The 16,398-nt window shown below is 65.0% G+C and carries 16 protein-coding genes; 6 read left to right on the top strand and 10 right to left on the bottom strand.

From position 1 onward, the window contains the following. Nucleotides 1-51 precede the first annotated feature (51 nt). The 5 genes from ASD04_RS13985 to ASD04_RS14005 all read right to left on the bottom strand — a co-directional run bounded on the left by ASD04_RS13985 (nucleotide 52) and on the right by ASD04_RS14005 (nucleotide 6,829). Nucleotides 52-786, bottom strand: coding sequence for a DUF4167 domain-containing protein (locus tag ASD04_RS13985; RefSeq protein WP_082531234.1), 735 nt, complete (start codon nucleotides 784-786; stop codon nucleotides 52-54). Nucleotides 787-1,054: 268 nt separating this feature from the next. Beyond that, nucleotides 1,055-2,101, bottom strand: coding sequence for a peptide chain release factor N(5)-glutamine methyltransferase (locus ASD04_RS13990; protein ID WP_348271022.1), 1,047 nt, complete (start codon nucleotides 2,099-2,101; stop codon nucleotides 1,055-1,057). Continuing rightward, nucleotides 2,098-3,174, bottom strand: a complete 1,077-nt coding sequence (gene prfA, locus ASD04_RS13995; RefSeq protein ID WP_056258084.1) for a peptide chain release factor 1 — start codon at nucleotides 3,172-3,174, stop codon at nucleotides 2,098-2,100. The genes ASD04_RS13990 and prfA overlap by 4 nt, the downstream gene beginning before the upstream one ends. 55 nt (nucleotides 3,175-3,229) lie before the next feature. Continuing rightward, nucleotides 3,230-5,497, bottom strand: a complete 2,268-nt coding sequence (ptsP, locus tag ASD04_RS14000; protein WP_056258087.1) for a phosphoenolpyruvate--protein phosphotransferase — start codon at nucleotides 5,495-5,497, stop codon at nucleotides 3,230-3,232. A gap of 66 nt (nucleotides 5,498-5,563) precedes the next feature. Next, complete coding sequence (locus ASD04_RS14005) at nucleotides 5,564-6,829, bottom strand: aspartate kinase (RefSeq protein WP_056258089.1); 1,266 nt, start codon at nucleotides 6,827-6,829, stop codon at nucleotides 5,564-5,566. A 160-nt stretch (nucleotides 6,830-6,989) separates the two neighbouring features. On the opposite strand from ASD04_RS14005, the gene ubiG reads away from it, so the two are divergent. The 5 genes from ubiG (at nucleotide 6,990) to ilvD (ending at nucleotide 11,701) form a co-directional block, all read left to right on the top strand. Beyond that, a complete protein-coding gene (ubiG, locus tag ASD04_RS14010) occupies nucleotides 6,990-7,730 on the top strand; it encodes a bifunctional 2-polyprenyl-6-hydroxyphenol methylase/3-demethylubiquinol 3-O-methyltransferase UbiG (RefSeq protein WP_056258092.1) in 741 nt (246 codons plus the stop codon). Between the two features lie 111 nt (nucleotides 7,731-7,841). Beyond that, the gene (locus ASD04_RS14015) at nucleotides 7,842-8,066 is read left to right on the top strand and encodes a hypothetical protein (RefSeq protein WP_056258095.1); all 225 of its coding nucleotides are present in this window, start codon (nucleotides 7,842-7,844) and stop codon (nucleotides 8,064-8,066) included. Nucleotides 8,067-8,213: 147 nt separating this feature from the next. After that, nucleotides 8,214-9,101 carry a hypothetical protein gene (locus ASD04_RS14020; protein ID WP_056258096.1) on the top strand — a complete coding sequence of 296 codons (888 nt, stop codon included), beginning with the start codon at nucleotides 8,214-8,216 and terminating at the stop codon, nucleotides 9,099-9,101. Nucleotides 9,102-9,268: 167 nt separating this feature from the next. Continuing rightward, complete coding sequence (locus ASD04_RS14025; protein WP_056258099.1) at nucleotides 9,269-9,709, top strand: hypothetical protein; 441 nt, start codon at nucleotides 9,269-9,271, stop codon at nucleotides 9,707-9,709. A gap of 138 nt (nucleotides 9,710-9,847) precedes the next feature. After that, nucleotides 9,848-11,701 carry a dihydroxy-acid dehydratase gene (gene ilvD / locus ASD04_RS14030; RefSeq protein ID WP_056258466.1) on the top strand — a complete coding sequence of 618 codons (1,854 nt, stop codon included), beginning with the start codon at nucleotides 9,848-9,850 and terminating at the stop codon, nucleotides 11,699-11,701. A 407-nt stretch (nucleotides 11,702-12,108) separates the two neighbouring features. Here the strand turns inward: ilvD and ASD04_RS14035 are convergent, their stop codons facing one another. The 5 genes from ASD04_RS14035 to ASD04_RS14055 are packed head-to-tail and all read right to left on the bottom strand — an operon-like array spanning nucleotide 12,109 to nucleotide 15,437. Beyond that, nucleotides 12,109-12,978 (bottom strand): aldo/keto reductase, encoded by an 870-nt coding sequence (locus tag ASD04_RS14035; RefSeq protein ID WP_056258103.1) that lies wholly within the window; start codon nucleotides 12,976-12,978, stop codon nucleotides 12,109-12,111. Nucleotides 12,979-13,020: 42 nt separating this feature from the next. After that, nucleotides 13,021-13,458: a DUF1178 family protein gene (locus tag ASD04_RS14040; protein WP_244488325.1), complete on the bottom strand. Its 438-nt coding sequence runs from the start codon at nucleotides 13,456-13,458 to the stop codon at nucleotides 13,021-13,023. A 46-nt stretch (nucleotides 13,459-13,504) separates the two neighbouring features. Next, complete coding sequence (locus ASD04_RS14045; protein WP_056258109.1) at nucleotides 13,505-14,335, bottom strand: carbon-nitrogen hydrolase family protein; 831 nt, start codon at nucleotides 14,333-14,335, stop codon at nucleotides 13,505-13,507. 4 nt (nucleotides 14,336-14,339) lie between these two features. Continuing rightward, nucleotides 14,340-14,594: a glutaredoxin 3 gene (gene grxC, locus ASD04_RS14050; protein WP_056258112.1), complete on the bottom strand. Its 255-nt coding sequence runs from the start codon at nucleotides 14,592-14,594 to the stop codon at nucleotides 14,340-14,342. A 36-nt stretch (nucleotides 14,595-14,630) separates the two neighbouring features. Next, on the bottom strand, nucleotides 14,631-15,437 hold the full coding sequence (locus tag ASD04_RS14055) for a ComF family protein (protein WP_244488326.1): 807 nt from the start codon (nucleotides 15,435-15,437) through the stop codon (nucleotides 14,631-14,633). 33 nt (nucleotides 15,438-15,470) lie between these two features. On the opposite strand from ASD04_RS14055, the gene ASD04_RS14060 reads away from it, so the two are divergent. After that, nucleotides 15,471-16,334: a hypothetical protein gene (locus tag ASD04_RS14060; RefSeq protein WP_056258114.1), complete on the top strand. Its 864-nt coding sequence runs from the start codon at nucleotides 15,471-15,473 to the stop codon at nucleotides 16,332-16,334. Nucleotides 16,335-16,398: the final 64 nt, after the last annotated feature.

The raw sequence follows: 16,398 nt of genomic DNA on the forward strand, positions 1-16,398 counted from the left end.
AAGGGCGTGGCACCAACAAAAAGGCCGGGCATTGCGGCCCGGCCTTTGAACTTATTCGGCGGCGCTGCCGCCCGCGGTGAGGAAGGCCGGCAATTCGCCGACATCGGGCTGGTCGGCGCCTGCAAGGTCGCCACCATCACCGCCCGCCGGACGGCGGCGGCGCGGACGGCGCTCGCGCGGCTTGCGGGCTTCGCCCTCGGCCTCGACCGGCTGCTCGCCAGCGGCCGCTGTCTCTTCCACGGCGGCCGGCTGGGCCGACTCGGCCGCAACCACCGGCTGCGGGCCTTCGCCTTCGGGACGGAAACGCTCGCGATTGCGCTGGCGGTCGCGGCGGTCGCCACGCTGCTGGCGCTCGCCATCCTGGCGCGGCTGGCCCTGCTCGCGGTTCTGCTCGCCCTCGCCCTGCTCTTCACCCTCGGCCTGCTGCACATATTGCTGCTGCGGCGGCTGGGGCGATGCGAAGCGCGAGTTCATGTCGGGCATGTCATCGTCGAAGTCATCATCCTGGCCGTCCGGACGCTGGCCGTTCTGGGCCTGCTGGGCGCTGGAGACGATGCGGAAATAATGCTCGGCATGCTGGAGATAATTCTCCGCCATGACCGAATCGCCGCTCGATTGGGCGTCACGGGCAAGCTGGAGATATTTCTCGGCGACATGGGCGGCGTTGCCGCGCACCTTCACATCCGGGCCGTTGCTCTCGAAATTGCGGGACAACGGATTGACGTGCTTGCGTCCACCGTTCCGGCCACGCTGCCGGTTCTTGTTATTCTGGTTATTGGGTCTCATCTGGTCGCTTTATCTAACTCTAGAAAAATAAGCGTCACACTGCTGGCGGACCGGCAAACTGCCTGATCGGGCCAATTCCGGAAGAAAGCTCTCTTGGCTCCTCAAACCGGCTCTATCTGGCTTCATGAAGACCGAAACCGTCGCACGGCGCTCCGAACCCATCCCGCGTCGTTCCAGCCTATGCCGGAACCGCGCTGCGTATCGCAGCCAATGAATTTGTCGGGTGGCTAGTCGCCGTGGCGCTCATGAAGCGCCGTTGACAGCAGGGTCAAACTATAACGTTCGCGCCGTCTTTGCCAGCATTAATTGCGCTTCTCACCACGCATTGCGACGGACTGCCTTGCAAATGGTGCGCGCTGACCACGCGATCAAGCCCGTTGAGATCACGATGGACCGCCACGTCGTCGAACCCGGCTTCAAGAAACAGGGCGCTGACGCCGGCCCCCTGGTCATGGCCGATCTCCACCATGAGCCAGCCATTCGGCTTGAGCCAGCCGCCGGCCTGGGCGGCGATGATGCGGTACGGGGCAAGGCCATCCGGCCCGCCATCGAGGGCCAGGCGCGGGTCGAAATCCCGGACCTCGGGGGCGAGGGTTTCGACCACGGCGGAAGTGATATAGGGGGGATTGGAGACGATGAGGTCGAATTTTTCCTCCAAGCCCCACCTCTCCCCTGGGGGGAGAGGTCGACCCCAAGGGTCGGGTGAGGGGTTCAGACTTGAGGCTTGAGCCGGGAGGCTGAACCCCTCACCCCAACCCTCCCCCCTCAGGGGAGAGGGAGCCAAGGCATCGAACCAACTGCCATGCAGGAGGTCGAGCCGCCCCGCCACCCCATGCCGTTCCGCATTGGCCCGCGCCGCTTCCAGCGCCTTTGCGCTCAAATCTATCGCCACCGCCGTCGCGTCGGGCTGATTGGCCAGCGCGGCAATCGGGATGCAGCCGGTGCCGGTGCCGAGATCGAGCAGCCGCCCGCCGGCCGGCAGGGCGCCCAGCGCCATATCCACCAGCAATTCGGTTTCCGGCCGCGGCTCCAGCGTGGCCGCATTGAGCGTAAAGGCCAGGCCGTAGAATTCGCGCTCGCCGATGATCCGCGCCACCGATTCCCCGGTTATGCGGCGCTGCAGCAGTTCGGCCACCCGACCCGCCGCTTGGGAATCGACCGGCTCATTTTCACGCGTCGCCAGCTCCAGCATGCCCAGCCCCAGCGCGTGGCCGGTGAGCAGCTTGGCGTCGAGCGCCGCGCTTTCAAAGCCCAGCCGGCCCAGCACGTCGCGCCAGCCGCGCCAGAGCCCGCCGAGGGTGGGCGCCTGGGTCAGTTGGCCGTCTCCATCGCGGCGAGCTGTTCGGCCTGGCTGGTGGTGATCAGCGCCTCGATCAGTTCGTCCAGCGCCTCGCCGGCAATAACCTTGTCCAGCTTGTAGAGCGTCAGGTTGATCCGATGATCGGTCACCCGCCCCTGCGGGAAATTGTAGGTGCGGATGCGCTCGGACCGATCACCCGAACCCACCTGCCCCTTGCGCTCGGCCGAACGGGCAGAATCGCGCTCCTCGCGCTGCATTTCATAGAGCCGCGAGCGCAGCACCACCATCGCCTGCGCCCGGTTCTGGTGCTGGCTCTTCATCGCCGAGGTGACGACGATACCCGAGGGAATATGGGTGATACGCACGGCCGAGTCGGTGGTGTTGACGTGCTGCCCGCCGGCGCCCGAGGCGCGCATCGTATCGATGCGGATATCCTCGTTGCGGATTTCGATGTCGATATCTTCCACCTCGGGCAGCACCGCCACCGTCGCCGCCGACGTATGGATGCGGCCCGAACCTTCGGTTGCCGGCACGCGCTGCACGCGGTGCACGCCGCTCTCGAATTTCATGCGGGCATAGACGCCCTTGCCGCTCACATTGGCGATGATTTCTTTGAAGCCCCCCATTTCGCCGGGGCTTTCCTCCATCACCGTCACCTTCCAGCCGCGGCCGGAGGCATAGCGCTCATACATGCGGAACAGGTCGCCGGCGAACAAAGCGGCCTCATCGCCGCCAGTGCCACCGCGAATTTCGAGGATGATCGATTTCTCGTCGGCCTCGTCCCTGGGCAGCAGCAGGATGCGCACCGCCTGGAACAGTGCCTCGATTTTCTTATCCAGCTCGGCGATCTCGGCCTCGGCCATTTCGGCCATGTCCTTGTCGCCGCTTTTGAGCAATTCCGCGGCTTCCGCGCGGTCGCTCAGCGCCTTGTTATAGGCGCGGATTTCTCCGACGATCGGCGCCAGCTCGGCATGTTCCTTGGAAAATTTGACGAACTCGTCCGGCCCCGCCCCACCCGAAAGCGCCGCTTCGACATACTGGAACCGCGTCTCGAGCGCGTCGAGCTTGTCCTGGGGAAGAGATGCCATGGTCGTTAATCCTGTGCGGGCGAAGCACCGCGTGTAGAAGGCTCGCGGCCCGGCGTCAAACCGGCAGGTTCTGCTTTTCGATCCATTCCTGCAGCAAGGCCCTTATCGTCACTCCATGGGCGCCATCGCTCAGCGCGGCGCCGACCGAAAGCTGGATCGGCTTGAGATCGAGGTTCAGCACCAGTTCCTTGATTGGCCCGATGGAGGCCGGGCCCATGGAAAGCCGCGTCATGCCCACCGCCATGAGAGCGAGCGCCTCAAGAGGTTTCCCGGCCAGCTCGCCGCACATGGTGATGGGGATATTGTAGCGCCGCGCAGCGTCGACCACCATGCGGATGGCCCGCAAGCGGGGCATGCCGATGGGGTCGTAATTCTTGGCCACGCGCGGATTGGCCCGGTCGGAGGCCGTCAGGAACTGCACCAGGTCGTTGGAACCGATGGAGACGAAATCGGCCTCGGGCAGCAACTGGTCGAGCTCGAACAGCAGCGAGGGCACTTCCACCATCACGCCCAGCTCCAGCCGGCTCGGCAGGGGCTTGCCCTGGCGCCGCAGCCGCTCGACTTCCTTCTGCACCACCAGCTTGGTCTGGGTGAATTCAAAAGTCTCGGTGACCATCGGCACCAGGATCTTGAGCGGGCGCCCGTTGGCCGCCAGCAGCAATGCGCGGATCTGCGTGCGCAACAGCCCCGGCCGCTCCAGCCCCAGCCGGATCGAGCGGAACCCCATGGCCGGGTTTTCCTCGGTCATCGAGCGCTGATAGGGCAGCACCTTGTCGCCGCCGATATCGAGCAGGCGGAACACCACCGGCCGCTCCCCGGCAATCGCCATGGCTTCGGCATAAAGCTCCTGCTGCTCATGCAGCCGGGGGAGCTTGGAGGCGATCATGAACTGCAATTCGGTGCGGAACAGCCCGACCCCGGCCGCCCCGGTATCGTCGAGCATCGGCAGATCGGCCACGAGCCCCGAATTGTGCAGCAGCGTGACGCTGACGCCGTCCCTGGTCACCGATGGCTTGTCCTTGAGCGCCGCGTAATGTGCCCGCCTCTTGGCGGTGACGCGCACCTTGTCGACATAGGCCTGCTCGATATCGGGCGTGGGCCGCAGATGCACCAGCCCGCCCGGACCATCGAGAATGATGTCGTCGCCGGTTTCGCACATCGAGACGATCGACTGCGCCTGCCCCACCGCGACCATGCCGAGCGAGCGCGCCACGATCGCAACATGCGCCGTGGTGCCGCCTTCTTCGAGCACGATGCCGCGCAGCTTCTTGCGGTCATATTCCAGCAGTTCCGCCGGCCCCATATTGCGGGCCACCAGAATGGCATTGTCGGGCAGTTCCTTGCGCCCCAGCGTAAGCCCGTCGCCGGTCAGCACCCGCAGCAGCCGGTTGGCCAGATCGTCGAGGTCATGCAGCCGGTCGCGGATATAGGGGTCGGTCTGGCGCAGCATGCGCGCGCGCGTGTCGTTCTGCACCCGCTCCACCGCCGCTTCGGCCGAAAGACCATTGTCGATGGCCTCGGTCAGCCGGTGCACCCAGCCCCGATCATTGGCGAACATGCGGTAGGTTTCGAGGATTTCGCGATGATCGGTCCCGCCGGCCATGTCGCCATGGTCGAGCATGGCGTCGATGGAAACGCGCATCCGCGCCAGCGCCGATTCGAGCCGCACCTTTTCGGCCTCGGTATCCTCGGCGATGAAGTTTGACACCACGACGCGCGGGTCGTGCAGCACCACCGTTCCCAGCGCGATTCCGTCGGTAAAGCTGACGCCGGTGAACATGCGGGGACGCCTGAGATCGATATCGGAGCCCGGCTTGATCAGATTGTCGAAGTCCGAGGTGGCGATCATCTCGGCCAGGATTGTGGCCGTAGTCAGCATCGCCTCGGTTTCGTCCTCGCCATAGTGGCGGCGTTCGGCATTCTGCACCACGAGCACGCCCAGCGTCTGGCCGGCCCGCAGCACAGGTACGCCAAGGAAGGCGTTGTAGCGCTCCTCGCCGGTTTCCGGACGATAGGCAAAGCCGGGATGGCTGGGGGCGTCATCGAGGCTCAGCGGTTCCGCTTCCGCCGCAATGAGGCCGACCAGGCCTTCGCCGAGCCGCAGCGTGGTCATGTGAACCGATTCGGCAGCGAGGCCCTTGGAGGCGAACAGCTCCAGTGCCCCGTCATCGCGCAGCACATAGAACGAGCAGACATCGGCGCGCATATTGTCGGCGATGAGCCCGACAATCTTGTCGAGTCGCGCCTGCGAAGCCAGCGGCTCCGCCATCGTCTCACGCAATTGCCGCAGCAGCACTCTCGGGCCGCCGATGGTCGTGACCATTACCCCTTAGACGGCCGCCACACCGCCCCCCTGCTTTGAGGAGCGACCAGGACCGTTCGAGCGGTCCTATTCGTCCTTCTTGTCCAACCCGTAATAAGTATGGAGCGCGCGAACCGCAAGCTCAGCATATTGCTCATCGATCAACACCGAGGTCTTGATTTCCGAGGTGGTGATCAGCTGGATATTGATGCCCTTGTCGGCCAGCGCCTTGAACATCGAACTCGCAACGCCCGCATGGCTGCGCATGCCCACGCCCACGACCGAGACCTTTGCCCCGCCCTTGGAGCCGGACAGCCGGGCATATTCGATACGGTCCCCGGCATTCTGCAGCGTCTTGACCGCCTTGTCATATTCGCTGTCGGGCACCGTGAAGGTGATGTCGGTGGTGGCGCCGTCGTCGGCGATGTTCTGCACGATCATGTCGACGATAATGCCCTGGTCGGCCAAAGTGCCGAAAATGGCGGCTGCCACGCCCGGATTGTCCTTGACGTCGCGCAGGGTGATCTTGGCTTCCGCCTTGGCGAGCGTCACGCCCGAAACGATCTGCTTTTCCATGATCTCATCCTCATCGCAAACAAGCGTACCGGGAACGCCCGGCGTCCCATCGGGCGCCAGCTGGGGCGCATCGGGGTCATCGAAGCTCGACCGCACCAGCAGCGGCACCTTATAGGCCATGGCCATCTCGACCGACCGGATCATCAGCACCTTGGCGCCCAGCGAAGCCATTTCCAGCATTTCCTCGAAGGAAATCTTGGTCAGCCTTTGCGCCTTGGACACGATGCGTGGATCGGTGGTGTAGACGCCGTCGACATCGGTATAGATATCGCAGCGATCGGCCTTGACCGCCGCCGCCACCGCCACCGCCGAGGTATCGGAGCCGCCGCGGCCCAGCGTGGTCACCCTGCCATGCGGGGAAATGCCCTGGAAACCGGTGATCACAGGCACCCAGCCATCCTTCATCCGCTTGTCGAGTTCGGTCGGGTCGATCTCGGTAATGCGGGCCGCGCCATGCGCGTCGTCGGTATGGATCGGCACCTGCCAGCCGGCAAAGGACCGCGACTGGATGCCCATCTCCGATAGCACGATGGCCATCAGCCCCGCCGTCACCTGCTCGCCCGAGGCGACCACGGCGTCATATTCGCGCGCATCATGCAGGGGGCTGGCCTCGTTGACCCAGCCGACCAGTTCATTGGTCTTGCCACTCATGGCCGAAACGACCACGGCCACTTCATTGCCGGCCTCGACCTCGCGCTTCACATGGCGCGCGGCCTGGCGGATGCGCTCGACACTGGCAACCGAAGTGCCACCGAACTTGACGACGATGCGGGCCAATTGCTTCCCCGGAACCCCGCCGAACCCGGCGGTACGCTGCTTGTTGCGCGGGACATGCCACAAAGGGGCAAGGCAATCAAGCCGATCAAGCCTGCGACGCCCGCGCGCCTTGCCTCCGCCACGCCCGCGCGCTCATATGCGCCAACACGGGAGCCACGCCATGACCGCCACCACCATCAACAATGCCGAGATCGCCAAATTCACCGCGATGGCCGAGGAGTGGTGGAACCCCAAGGGCAAGTTCAAGCCGCTGCACAAGTTCAATCCGGTGCGGCTCGGTTATATCCGCGAGCATCTGCTGGCCCATTTCGGCCGCGACGGCACCGCTATGCGCCCCTTCGAGGGGCTTGATATTCTCGATGTCGGGTGTGGCGGGGGCCTGCTCTGCGAGCCGCTGGCCCGGCTGGGCGCTACGGTGACCGGCATCGACGCGGCCGAGCGCAATATCGCCATCGCCAGGCTGCATGCTGAAAAATCGGGGCTTGCCATCGACTACCGCGCCACCACCAGCGAGGCGCTTGCCGCAGCCGGCGAGCGCTATGATATGGTGCTGAATATGGAAGTGGTGGAGCATGTCGACAATGTACCGCTCTACATGAAGAGCTGCGCCGACCTGGTGAAGCCGGGCGGGCTGACACTCACCGCCACGCTCAACCGAACATTGCGCGCCCGTGCCTTCGCCGTCTTTGCCGCCGAGCGGGTGTTGCGCTGGTTGCCCAAGGGCACGCATGACTGGAACAGGTTTCTCACGCCCCACGAGATCAAGACCCTTCTCACCCGCAACGGGCTCAAGGTCATCGGCGAGACCGGCGTGGTGTTCCACCCGCTGGCCGACGAATGGCGCCGCTCGCGTGACATGGGGATCAACTATATGGTGATGGCCGAACGGCCTGCCGCCTGACCGGCGATATACGCAAAAACTTCCGCTGCAGGCGGCGGTATACGCAGAGACTTCCGCCCTCTCGCCGATCGTGTCTGGCACGCTTCCCTCCCATGAACGCGGAGGAGTGCCATGACCGTTGCCGTTGACGCGACTGCCCCCAATCCATCAACCATCCTGTTCCGCCGGCCGGCGCTGATGTGGTGGCCGATCGCTTTCACCCCCGAACCACGCCTGCCACCGGGCCTCTCGCGGGAGCAGCTGCAGGATGCCGGCATTCCCCTCGAACGCGCCGGCTTCGGACGCAGTGCCGATGTCTCAGGGCTGGCGATCACCATTCTGGAGTCCCAGCGCTGACGGCGCGCCGCCCGATCGGGCCGCAAATCTTGCCGCCTTGCCGATGACCGGCTAGGTTGCGGCATGGAGGAGACAGCTGCCCCCACTCTATCGGCGCCGCGCCCGACAGAGGGCGAGCCTTTTCCGCACGTCCCTCCGGCCCTTTCGGTGGCAGAGGTGCGAGCGCATCCGAACTTTGCTGCCACCAGACGCCGCTTTCTGCTCGCCTTTGCCACCGACCCGCAGGTCCAGGGCAGCAACCCGGCCATGCGGCTGCTGAGCGATCCCGGCCGCATCGCCCTTTTCAGCATGATTGTGAGCCTCTACTTCCAATACGATCCCGATGAGCGCGCCACCTGGCCGACAATCGGCCTCGTCCGCGACGTTTTCCTGCCTCTCGGCCTCTCCAGCGCGCGCCGGCTCGACGCCATCCTGGCGCGGCTGCAAAGCATAGGGCTGCTCAGCCTGGTCGATTCGCCCGCCGATCGCCGGCTGCGGCTGGTGCTGCCCACCGAGCATATGCTGGACCTCGATCTGGACCTGCTGGCGCGGCAGTTCTCCTGCCTCGACAGCTTCCTGCCCGGCACCGATATCGGCGGCCCGCTCCGGGCCGGCGACCGGCGCTACCAGCGCGCCCTGCGCCATGTTGCCAGCCGGACACGCTCGCTGGCCCGGCAACCCCTGGAACTGGCGGGCCGGCTGCGGCCGATACTGGCGCGGCAGGATGGTTTCAAGCTGCTGGCGCCCTATCTGGTCGCCGCCCATGATGGCGATCCCGCGAGCGTCAGCCTGTCCTTCGACGCCCTGGGCCTGCGCAGCCGCACTTCCCGAACCCATATCCGCAATCTGTTCAACGAGCTGGCCGAACTGGGCCTGGCCCGCCAGCATCGGCCCGGCGGTCATCAGGTGGAACTGCTGCCCGAACTGCTCGACCTGGCGGACAATTTCGTTGCCTCCGCCATCGCCAATTACGCTCGCGGCTGGGCCATTGCCTGCTGGCTGGTGCAGACCGACCCGCGATATGCGCAATATTTTCCGCCAACCGCGACGCGCTAACTGCTTAGTTCGGTTGCGCCCGGCGCTTTCGCGGGCCCTGGCGTATTCCTACCCTACTGGGCCTGGCAGCTTGCCAGGCCTTTTTTCATCGGGCGGCGGGGGCCTGATTTGGCGATACGAGACCGGGGCGATGCGCTAGGATCGCAGCGTCCAACTCTGGAGCCGCTATGCGCCGCACCGCCCTCGCCATTGCCTGTGTCTTCTCCCTGCTTGCCGCTCCCGCCTTCGCCCAGAGCGAGGAGGATGTCATGGGGCAGATCGAAAACCTGCATGGCATGTCGGTGGAATTCGGCGAGGCCTTTGGCCTGTTGCAGGACGCTTTCCTGTTCGGCGACCCTACCACCATCGCCGATCTGGGCGTCTATCCGCTGACCGTCGAAGCCAATGGTGAAATCTACGACATCACCGAGCCGCAGGATCTGGTCGACAATTTCGACTACCTGCTGACCCCGGACACCATCGCCGCCCTCTCCAGCCAGGACTATGCCGATCTCATCGTCACCAGCGACGGCGTCGGCTTTGCCAATGGCGCACTATGGATGAACCTGATCTGCGTCGATGACGCCTGTGCCCAGGCCTGGTGGGGCATTACCCGCATCAACAACTAGCCTTCGGTGTGTGGCCTGCGCAGGTTTGCCATGACCGTACCCACCGGTACGGTTTCGATTGATCCTGCCCTGGAATGGGTCTAAGAAAGATCGACCGCGCTTGTCTCAATGGGCGCAAGGACTTCCGAGGACATCGTCATGCCAGCCTATCGTTCCCGCACCACTACCCACGGCCGCAACATGGCCGGCGCGCGTGGCCTCTGGCGCGCCACGGGCATGAAGGACGGCGATTTCGGCAAGCCGATCATCGCCGTGGTCAACAGCTTCACCCAGTTCGTGCCCGGCCATGTGCATCTCAAGGATCTCGGCCAGCTCGTGGCGCGCGAGATCGAGGCGGCCGGCGGCGTCGCCAAGGAATTCAACACCATCGCGGTCGATGACGGCATCGCCATGGGCCATGATGGCATGCTCTATTCGCTGCCATCGCGAGACATCATCGCCGACAGCGTGGAATACATGGTCAACGCCCATTGCGCCGACGCCATGGTCTGCATTTCCAATTGCGACAAGATCACCCCCGGCATGCTCAATGCCGCCATGCGCATCAATATTCCGGTGGTCTTCGTCTCCGGCGGCCCGATGGAAGCCGGCAAGGCCATGCTCAAGGGCAAGCTGCAGGCGCTCGACCTGGTCGACGCCATGGTGATGGCCGCCGACGACCACTATACCGACGAGGAGGTTCAGGCCGTCGAGGAAGCTGCCTGCCCCACCTGCGGCTCCTGTTCGGGCATGTTCACCGCCAATTCCATGAACTGCCTCACCGAGGCCTTGGGCCTTTCCCTGCCCGGCAACGGCTCGACGCTGGCCACTCATTCGGATCGCAAGCGCTTGTTCCAGGAAGCCGGCCACCTGATCGTCGACCTGGCTCGCCGCTGGTATGAGCAGGACGACGCTTCGGTGCTGCCGCGCTCCATCGCCACCAAGGCGGCTTTCGAGAACGCCATGAGCCTCGATATCGCCATGGGTGGCTCGACCAATACGGTGCTGCATATCCTGGCTGCCGCCCATGAAGGCAAGGTCGATTTCACCATGGACGATATCGACAGCCTGAGCCGCAAGGTGCCGGTTCTCAGCAAGGTCGCCCCGGCCAAGGCGGATGTGCATATGGAAGACGTGCACCGCGCCGGCGGCATCATGGCCATTCTGGGTCAGCTCGACCGCGCGGGCCTGATCAATCGCAAGGAACATACGATCCATTCTGCCACGATGGGCGATGCCCTGGACAAGTGGGATATCTCCCGCACCAATTCGGAAGCCGTGCGCAATTTCTTCATGGCCGCCCCCGGCGGCGTGCGCACCACGCAGGCCTTCAGCCAGTCCAACCGCTGGGCCGAACTCGATCTCGACCGCCAGAACGGGGTGATCCGCTCGGCCGAAACGCCCTTCTCCAAGGATGGGGGTCTCGCCGTGCTCAAGGGCAATATCGCCATCGACGGCTGCATCGTGAAGACGGCGGGCGTGGATGAATCCATCCTCAAATTCACCGGCCCGGCCCGCGTGTTCGAGAGCCAGGACGATACGGTCAAGGCGATCCTCAGTAACCAGATCAAGGAAGGCGACGTTCTCGTCATCCGCTATGAAGGCCCGCGCGGTGGCCCCGGCATGCAGGAAATGCTCTATCCGACGAGTTACCTCAAGTCGAAGGGCCTGGGCAAAGCCTGTGCCCTGCTGACCGACGGGCGCTTCTCGGGCGGCACCTCGGGCCTCTCCATCGGCCACGTTTCGCCCGAAGCGGCCGAAGGCGGCACGATCGGGCTGGTGCGCGAGGGTGACACGATCGAGATCGACATTCCCAACCGGACGATCACCCTGCTGGTGACCGACGACGAACTGACCCAGCGCCGGCATGACCAGGACCAGCTCGGCTGGAAGCCGGCCCATCCGCGCAAGCGCAATGTGACGACGGCCCTCAAGGCCTATGCGGCTTTCGCAACGAGTGCAGCGCGGGGCGCTGTGCGCGATACCGAGGCTATCGACAAGCTCTGGAACTGAGGGCGCTAGTCCCACCCCGCCCACCGGTACCGCCCTCGGACTTGGTCCGAGGACCGCTATCAGCGCGGCACAAGCGGGCCTTGGTCCTCGGGTCGGGCCCGAGGACGGTGCGGTGACGTTGGAGCTACCAGGTCCTCTGCGACAATCGCGTGACAAGCACCGCGTGCGGTGCTACAGCCCCGCTCAGCCGCCCAGGACCTGCCAAGGTTCTGGTCCGGTCAGGTTCGATAGCGGGGATTCCACCCTCCCTATCGAACCGACCCTAACCCCCGAACATTGCAGATAATCACGGTGTCATTCCGGCGCAGGCCGGAATCCATCTTGAGATAGCTCAGCTTTGCTGGGCGCGGATGGACCTCAGGATGGATCCCGGCCTTCGCCGGGATGACACCGCGCAAGTGATGAGCTCACCCCTTCCGGCCGATCCGATCCAGCGTGGCGAAATCGTCATCGCTGAGCTTGATTGCGGCTGCCGCCACGTTCTCTTCGAGATGGCTGACCTTGCCGGTGCCCGGAATGGGCAGCATGACCGGCGAGCGCTTCAGCATCCAGGCCAGCGCCAGCTGGCTGGGCGAGGCATCGTGCTTTTCGGCGATGGTGCGGAACTCGGCGCTGGTGGCGGCGAGATTGCCGCCATCGATGGGCCGCCACGGAATGAAGCCGATGCCATTGGCCTCGCAATAATCCAGCACATCCTCGGCCTTGCGGCTGACCAGGTTGTACATGTTCTGGACGGTCGTCACCTTGAAGTATTTCTGCGCTTCCTTGATGTCGGCGACGCTGACCTCGCTGAGGCCGACATGGCGGATCAGCCCATCCTGCTGCATCTGCGCGATGGCGCCGAACTGGTCGGCGCGCGGCGTCTGGCTCTCGATGCGGTGCAACTGCCAGAGGTCGATGACGTCGAGCTTGAGCCGGCGCAGGCTCTGGATGGCGCCCTGGCGCAGGAATTCGGGGCGCCCCAGCTGGTGCCACTGGTCCGGCCCGGTGCGGGTCAGTCCGCTCTTGGTGGCGACGATGGTGCCCCTGGAATAGGGCGCCAGCACCTCCCCGATCAGCTCTTCGCTGACATAGGGGCCATAGCTTTCGGCCGTATCGACGAAATCGACATTGAGTTCGGGCAGGCGCCGCAAGGTCGCCTTGGCCTCATCGGGATTCTCCGGCGGACCCCAGATGCCCCGTCCGGTGATGCGCATGGCGCCGAAACCGAGGCGGTTGACCGTGAGGTCGCCGCCAATGGCGAAGGTGCCCGAAAGGGCTGCGTCGAGTGTGGTCATGGTGATATCTCCGTTTGGTCGCGCCGGGAGTGGCGCTCGGAACTAGTTGTCGTCGGCAATATCAGGCAGCGGCATGAAGTCCACGCCGTCATCGAGCAGTCCCGCGACTTCATCGCGCGTGGCTTCGCCATAGATGCCGCGGGCTTCGGTTTCCTCGAAATGAATCTTGCGCGCCTCTTCGGCAAACCTGTCGCCGACATAGTCGGCCTGGCTGGTGACCTTCTGCCGATAGGCCCGCACCAGTTCGCGGAACCTGGCCGCGTCGGGATGGCCCGAGCTCAGCGAAACCGTCTCGCCATCCTTGCGCGCCACCGATGGCGCCATAGGGGCTTTCTCGATTGTCCCGTCGCCGCAGACGGCGCAGGTGACGATGCCCCGCGCCTGCTGGTCGTCGAACGCGGCAGCGCTCTTGAACCAGGCGTCGTAGTGGTGGCCCTTGGCGCATTGGAGGGAATACTGGATCACGGCAACAAGTCTCATGAGCCCATGCGGCTCGGTTGGTTGACCAAGGATATAGGCCGATAGCTTAAGCCTGCAACGCCCCCGGAAGGGCAAAGTTTCGCGCATTGGCCAAGGCCGGGATGCGCTGGCGTGCGTCGGCGACCAGCTCGGGAGCAATCTCTGCCACCAGTATGCCCGGCGCGTCGTGGTCGAGCTCGGCGACGATCCGCCCCCAGGGATCGATGATGAGCGAATGGCCGTAAGTAGCGCGTCCGTTCGGATGCTGGCCGCCCTGCGCCGCCGCGATCACATAGGAGCCGGTCTCGATGGCCCGCGCCCGCAGCAGCACATGCCAATGCGCCTGGCCCGTGGGCACGGTGAAGGCTGCCGGTACGGCGAAGAGGTTTGCTCCGGCATTGGCCAGGGCGTTGTAGAGCCGGGGGAAGCGCATGTCGTAGCAGATGGAAAAACCCAGCGTGAACGGGCCCAGATCGGCCGTTACCGCCACGTCGCCGCCGGCATAGGTGGCGCTTTCCCGGTAAGCATTGAGCCCGGCAATATCGGCATCGAACAGGTGGATCTTGTCATAGATCGCCACCTGCCCCCCGTCGGGTCCGAACAATACGGAGCGATTGGCAAAGCGCCCATCGGGCAGTGGCACCGCGAGAGAGCCGACATGAATATGCAGGCCATGCTGGCGCGCCAGTTCGCTCACGCGGGCCAATTGCGGATGGCCCTCGAACGGCGCCGCCACGCTGGCCAGTTGCGCCCGGTTTTCCGGGAAGATCATGGTGACTTCCGGGGTCAGCGCATACTGCACGCCAGCCGCAGCCGCCTCGGCCAGCAGGGGCTCGAGCGCAGCAAGATTGGCGTCGGGGTCAAGACCCGACCGCATCTGGATGGCAGCGATTTTCATGGGATTACTGGGCCAAGAGCGGGTCGAGGCCGCCGCGGCGGTCGAGCGCGGCCATATCGTCATAGCCGCCGACATGGGCGTCATCGATGAAGATTTGCGGCACCGTGCGGCGGCCGTGGGCGCGCTCGGTCATGGCTTCGCGCACGCCGGGATCGAGCGCGCTGATCTCGGTATAATCGGCGCCCTTGTCCGCCAGCAGCGACTTGGCGGCATGGCAATAGGGACAGGTCGGGGTGGTGTAGATCTCGATCTTGGCCATCAAAATTTCTCCAATGGGAACAAGGTATTTATCCCTTTATATGGGCAAGTCCGCGCCAATGACAACGCGGGCGAAGGTCACGACGTCGACAGCATCCACCCCGGCCTTGCGCAGCGTGCGCGTCACCGCCTTGACGGTGGCGCCGGTAGTATAGACATCGTCGACAACCACCACGCGCCGGCCGCCGGTTCGAATCAGGATATCGGGGTGAACCGCAAAGGCCCCGGCGACATTGCGCTGCCGCCCGTCGCCGCTGAGGCCCACCTGCTGCCGGGTTCGGCGGATGCGCTGGACCAGCGACGGATCGACCGTGAGCCCGGTCAACCGCCCCACGGCCCGGGCCAGTTCCGCCGACTGGTTGAAGCGCCGTTCACGCTGCCGCGCCGGATGCAGCGGCACAGGCATAAGGATGGGCGCGCCGGCCCACAATTCATGCCCGGCCCCGGCCATCAGCCGGGCGCAGAAACGTGCCAGCTCTGGCCGGTCGCCATATTTGAGGCGCGACACCATGGTCGCGGCAAGCTCGTCATAGATGACGGCCGAGCGGGCCCGGCCAAAGGGCGGCGGATCGGCCAGCGCCGCGGCGGAGACCGCATCGGGGCCGAGCGACGCTGCAAAAGGCAGGCCGAGCACCGGACAGAGCGGCGCGGTGATCGGACGCAAGGCCTTGAAACAATTGGAACAAAGCGTATCCGGCACTGCGGTCGGCGCTTCGCAGTTGAGGCAGGCGGGCGGGTAGGCCAGGTCCAGCATCATGCCGCCCAGACGCCCGATGCCGCCGGTTATGTGCCGGCGCCACCACCCGGTTTTGACAAGCCCCTCGACCCTCTCCATAAGGCGCATAGTGTCACACCGCCGTCAGGCCGCAAGACCATCATGAACCAGCCGCCCGCCATTTTCGATACCGCCCTGATCGCCCGCCACCTGGCGCGGCGGCAACAGGCGGGGGATTTCGTCACCGACCTGGTGCTTGCCGATCTCGAAGACCGGCTCGGCGCCCTGATCCGCGACTTTCCCCGCGCCGCCATTATCGGTCCCGATGTGGACCGGCTCCCCGCTTTCGGCCAGACCGCCAGCGCGCGCTTCGCCTTCGAGCGCCACGCGGCGTTCGGACCCCATGATGACATGCCCGATCTGGAGGGGGATAACTTCAACCTCATCGTCTCGCTGCTGCATCTGCAGGCCATCAATGACGTGCCCGGCTACCTGGCGCGGCTGCGGGCGAAGCTGGCGCCCGATGGACTGCTGCTGATCGCGGCCCTGGGCGGCGAGACATTGACGGAATTGCGCGAGGCTTTTCTTGCTGCCGATTCAATGGTTTATGGCGGCGCTTCGGCGCGGGTGGCGCCGATGATCCAGGTGCGCGATGCCGGGGCGCTGCTGCAGCGCGTAGGGCTGGCGCTGCCGGTAGCCGATGTCGAAACCCATATCGTGCGCTATTCCTCGCCCCTGGCGCTGATGGCAGAACTCAAGGCGCTGGGAGCCGCCAACCCATTGATGGATCGGCCGAAACGCCTGGCGACCCCAGCCCTACTGGCCGCCGCCGCCCAAGCCTATGCCCTCAACGACAGCGACAAGGATGGCCGCATCAGGGCGACGCTGGAAATCATCTGGCTTTCCGGCTGGGCCCCGCATGAAAGCCAGCAAAAACCGCTGAAACCAGGCAGCGCCACGACGCGCCTGGGCGACGTGCTGGCCCGGCAAATCCCCGGCGAAAACAGTAGCATCGGGCGCGAATAGGGTAGCAGACTGTTAGCATTGAAGCGCTGGACGGGTGAAACGAATATCGGGGCCAAACCACCCG

The organism is Devosia sp. Root436 (assembly GCF_001426345.1).
Taxonomy (GTDB): Bacteria; Pseudomonadota; Alphaproteobacteria; order Rhizobiales; family Devosiaceae; genus Devosia.

What these genes read in the sequence shown, in the direction of transcription:
- ASD04_RS13985 (WP_082531234.1), bottom strand. Translation starts at nt 786, where the DNA reads ATGAGACCCAATAACCAGAATAACAAGAACCGGCAGCGTGGCCGGAAC.
- prfA (WP_056258084.1), bottom strand. Translation starts at nt 3,174, where the DNA reads ATGGCATCTCTTCCCCAGGACAAGCTCGACGCGCTCGAGACGCGGTTC.
- ptsP (WP_056258087.1), bottom strand. Translation starts at nt 5,497, where the DNA reads ATGGTCACGACCATCGGCGGCCCGAGAGTGCTGCTGCGGCAATTGCGT.
- ubiG (WP_056258092.1), top strand. Translation starts at nt 6,990, where the DNA reads ATGACCGCCACCACCATCAACAATGCCGAGATCGCCAAATTCACCGCG.
- ASD04_RS14015 (WP_056258095.1), top strand. Translation starts at nt 7,842, where the DNA reads ATGACCGTTGCCGTTGACGCGACTGCCCCCAATCCATCAACCATCCTG.
- ASD04_RS14025 (WP_056258099.1), top strand. Translation starts at nt 9,269, where the DNA reads ATGCGCCGCACCGCCCTCGCCATTGCCTGTGTCTTCTCCCTGCTTGCC.
- ilvD (WP_056258466.1), top strand. Translation starts at nt 9,848, where the DNA reads ATGCCAGCCTATCGTTCCCGCACCACTACCCACGGCCGCAACATGGCC.
- ASD04_RS14035 (WP_056258103.1), bottom strand. Translation starts at nt 12,978, where the DNA reads ATGACCACACTCGACGCAGCCCTTTCGGGCACCTTCGCCATTGGCGGC.
- ASD04_RS14040 (WP_244488325.1), bottom strand. Translation starts at nt 13,458, where the DNA reads ATGAGACTTGTTGCCGTGATCCAGTATTCCCTCCAATGCGCCAAGGGC.
- ASD04_RS14045 (WP_056258109.1), bottom strand. Translation starts at nt 14,335, where the DNA reads ATGAAAATCGCTGCCATCCAGATGCGGTCGGGTCTTGACCCCGACGCC.
- grxC (WP_056258112.1), bottom strand. Translation starts at nt 14,594, where the DNA reads ATGGCCAAGATCGAGATCTACACCACCCCGACCTGTCCCTATTGCCAT.
- ASD04_RS14055 (WP_244488326.1), bottom strand. Translation starts at nt 15,437, where the DNA reads ATGCGCCTTATGGAGAGGGTCGAGGGGCTTGTCAAAACCGGGTGGTGG.
- ASD04_RS14060 (WP_056258114.1), top strand. Translation starts at nt 15,471, where the DNA reads ATGAACCAGCCGCCCGCCATTTTCGATACCGCCCTGATCGCCCGCCAC.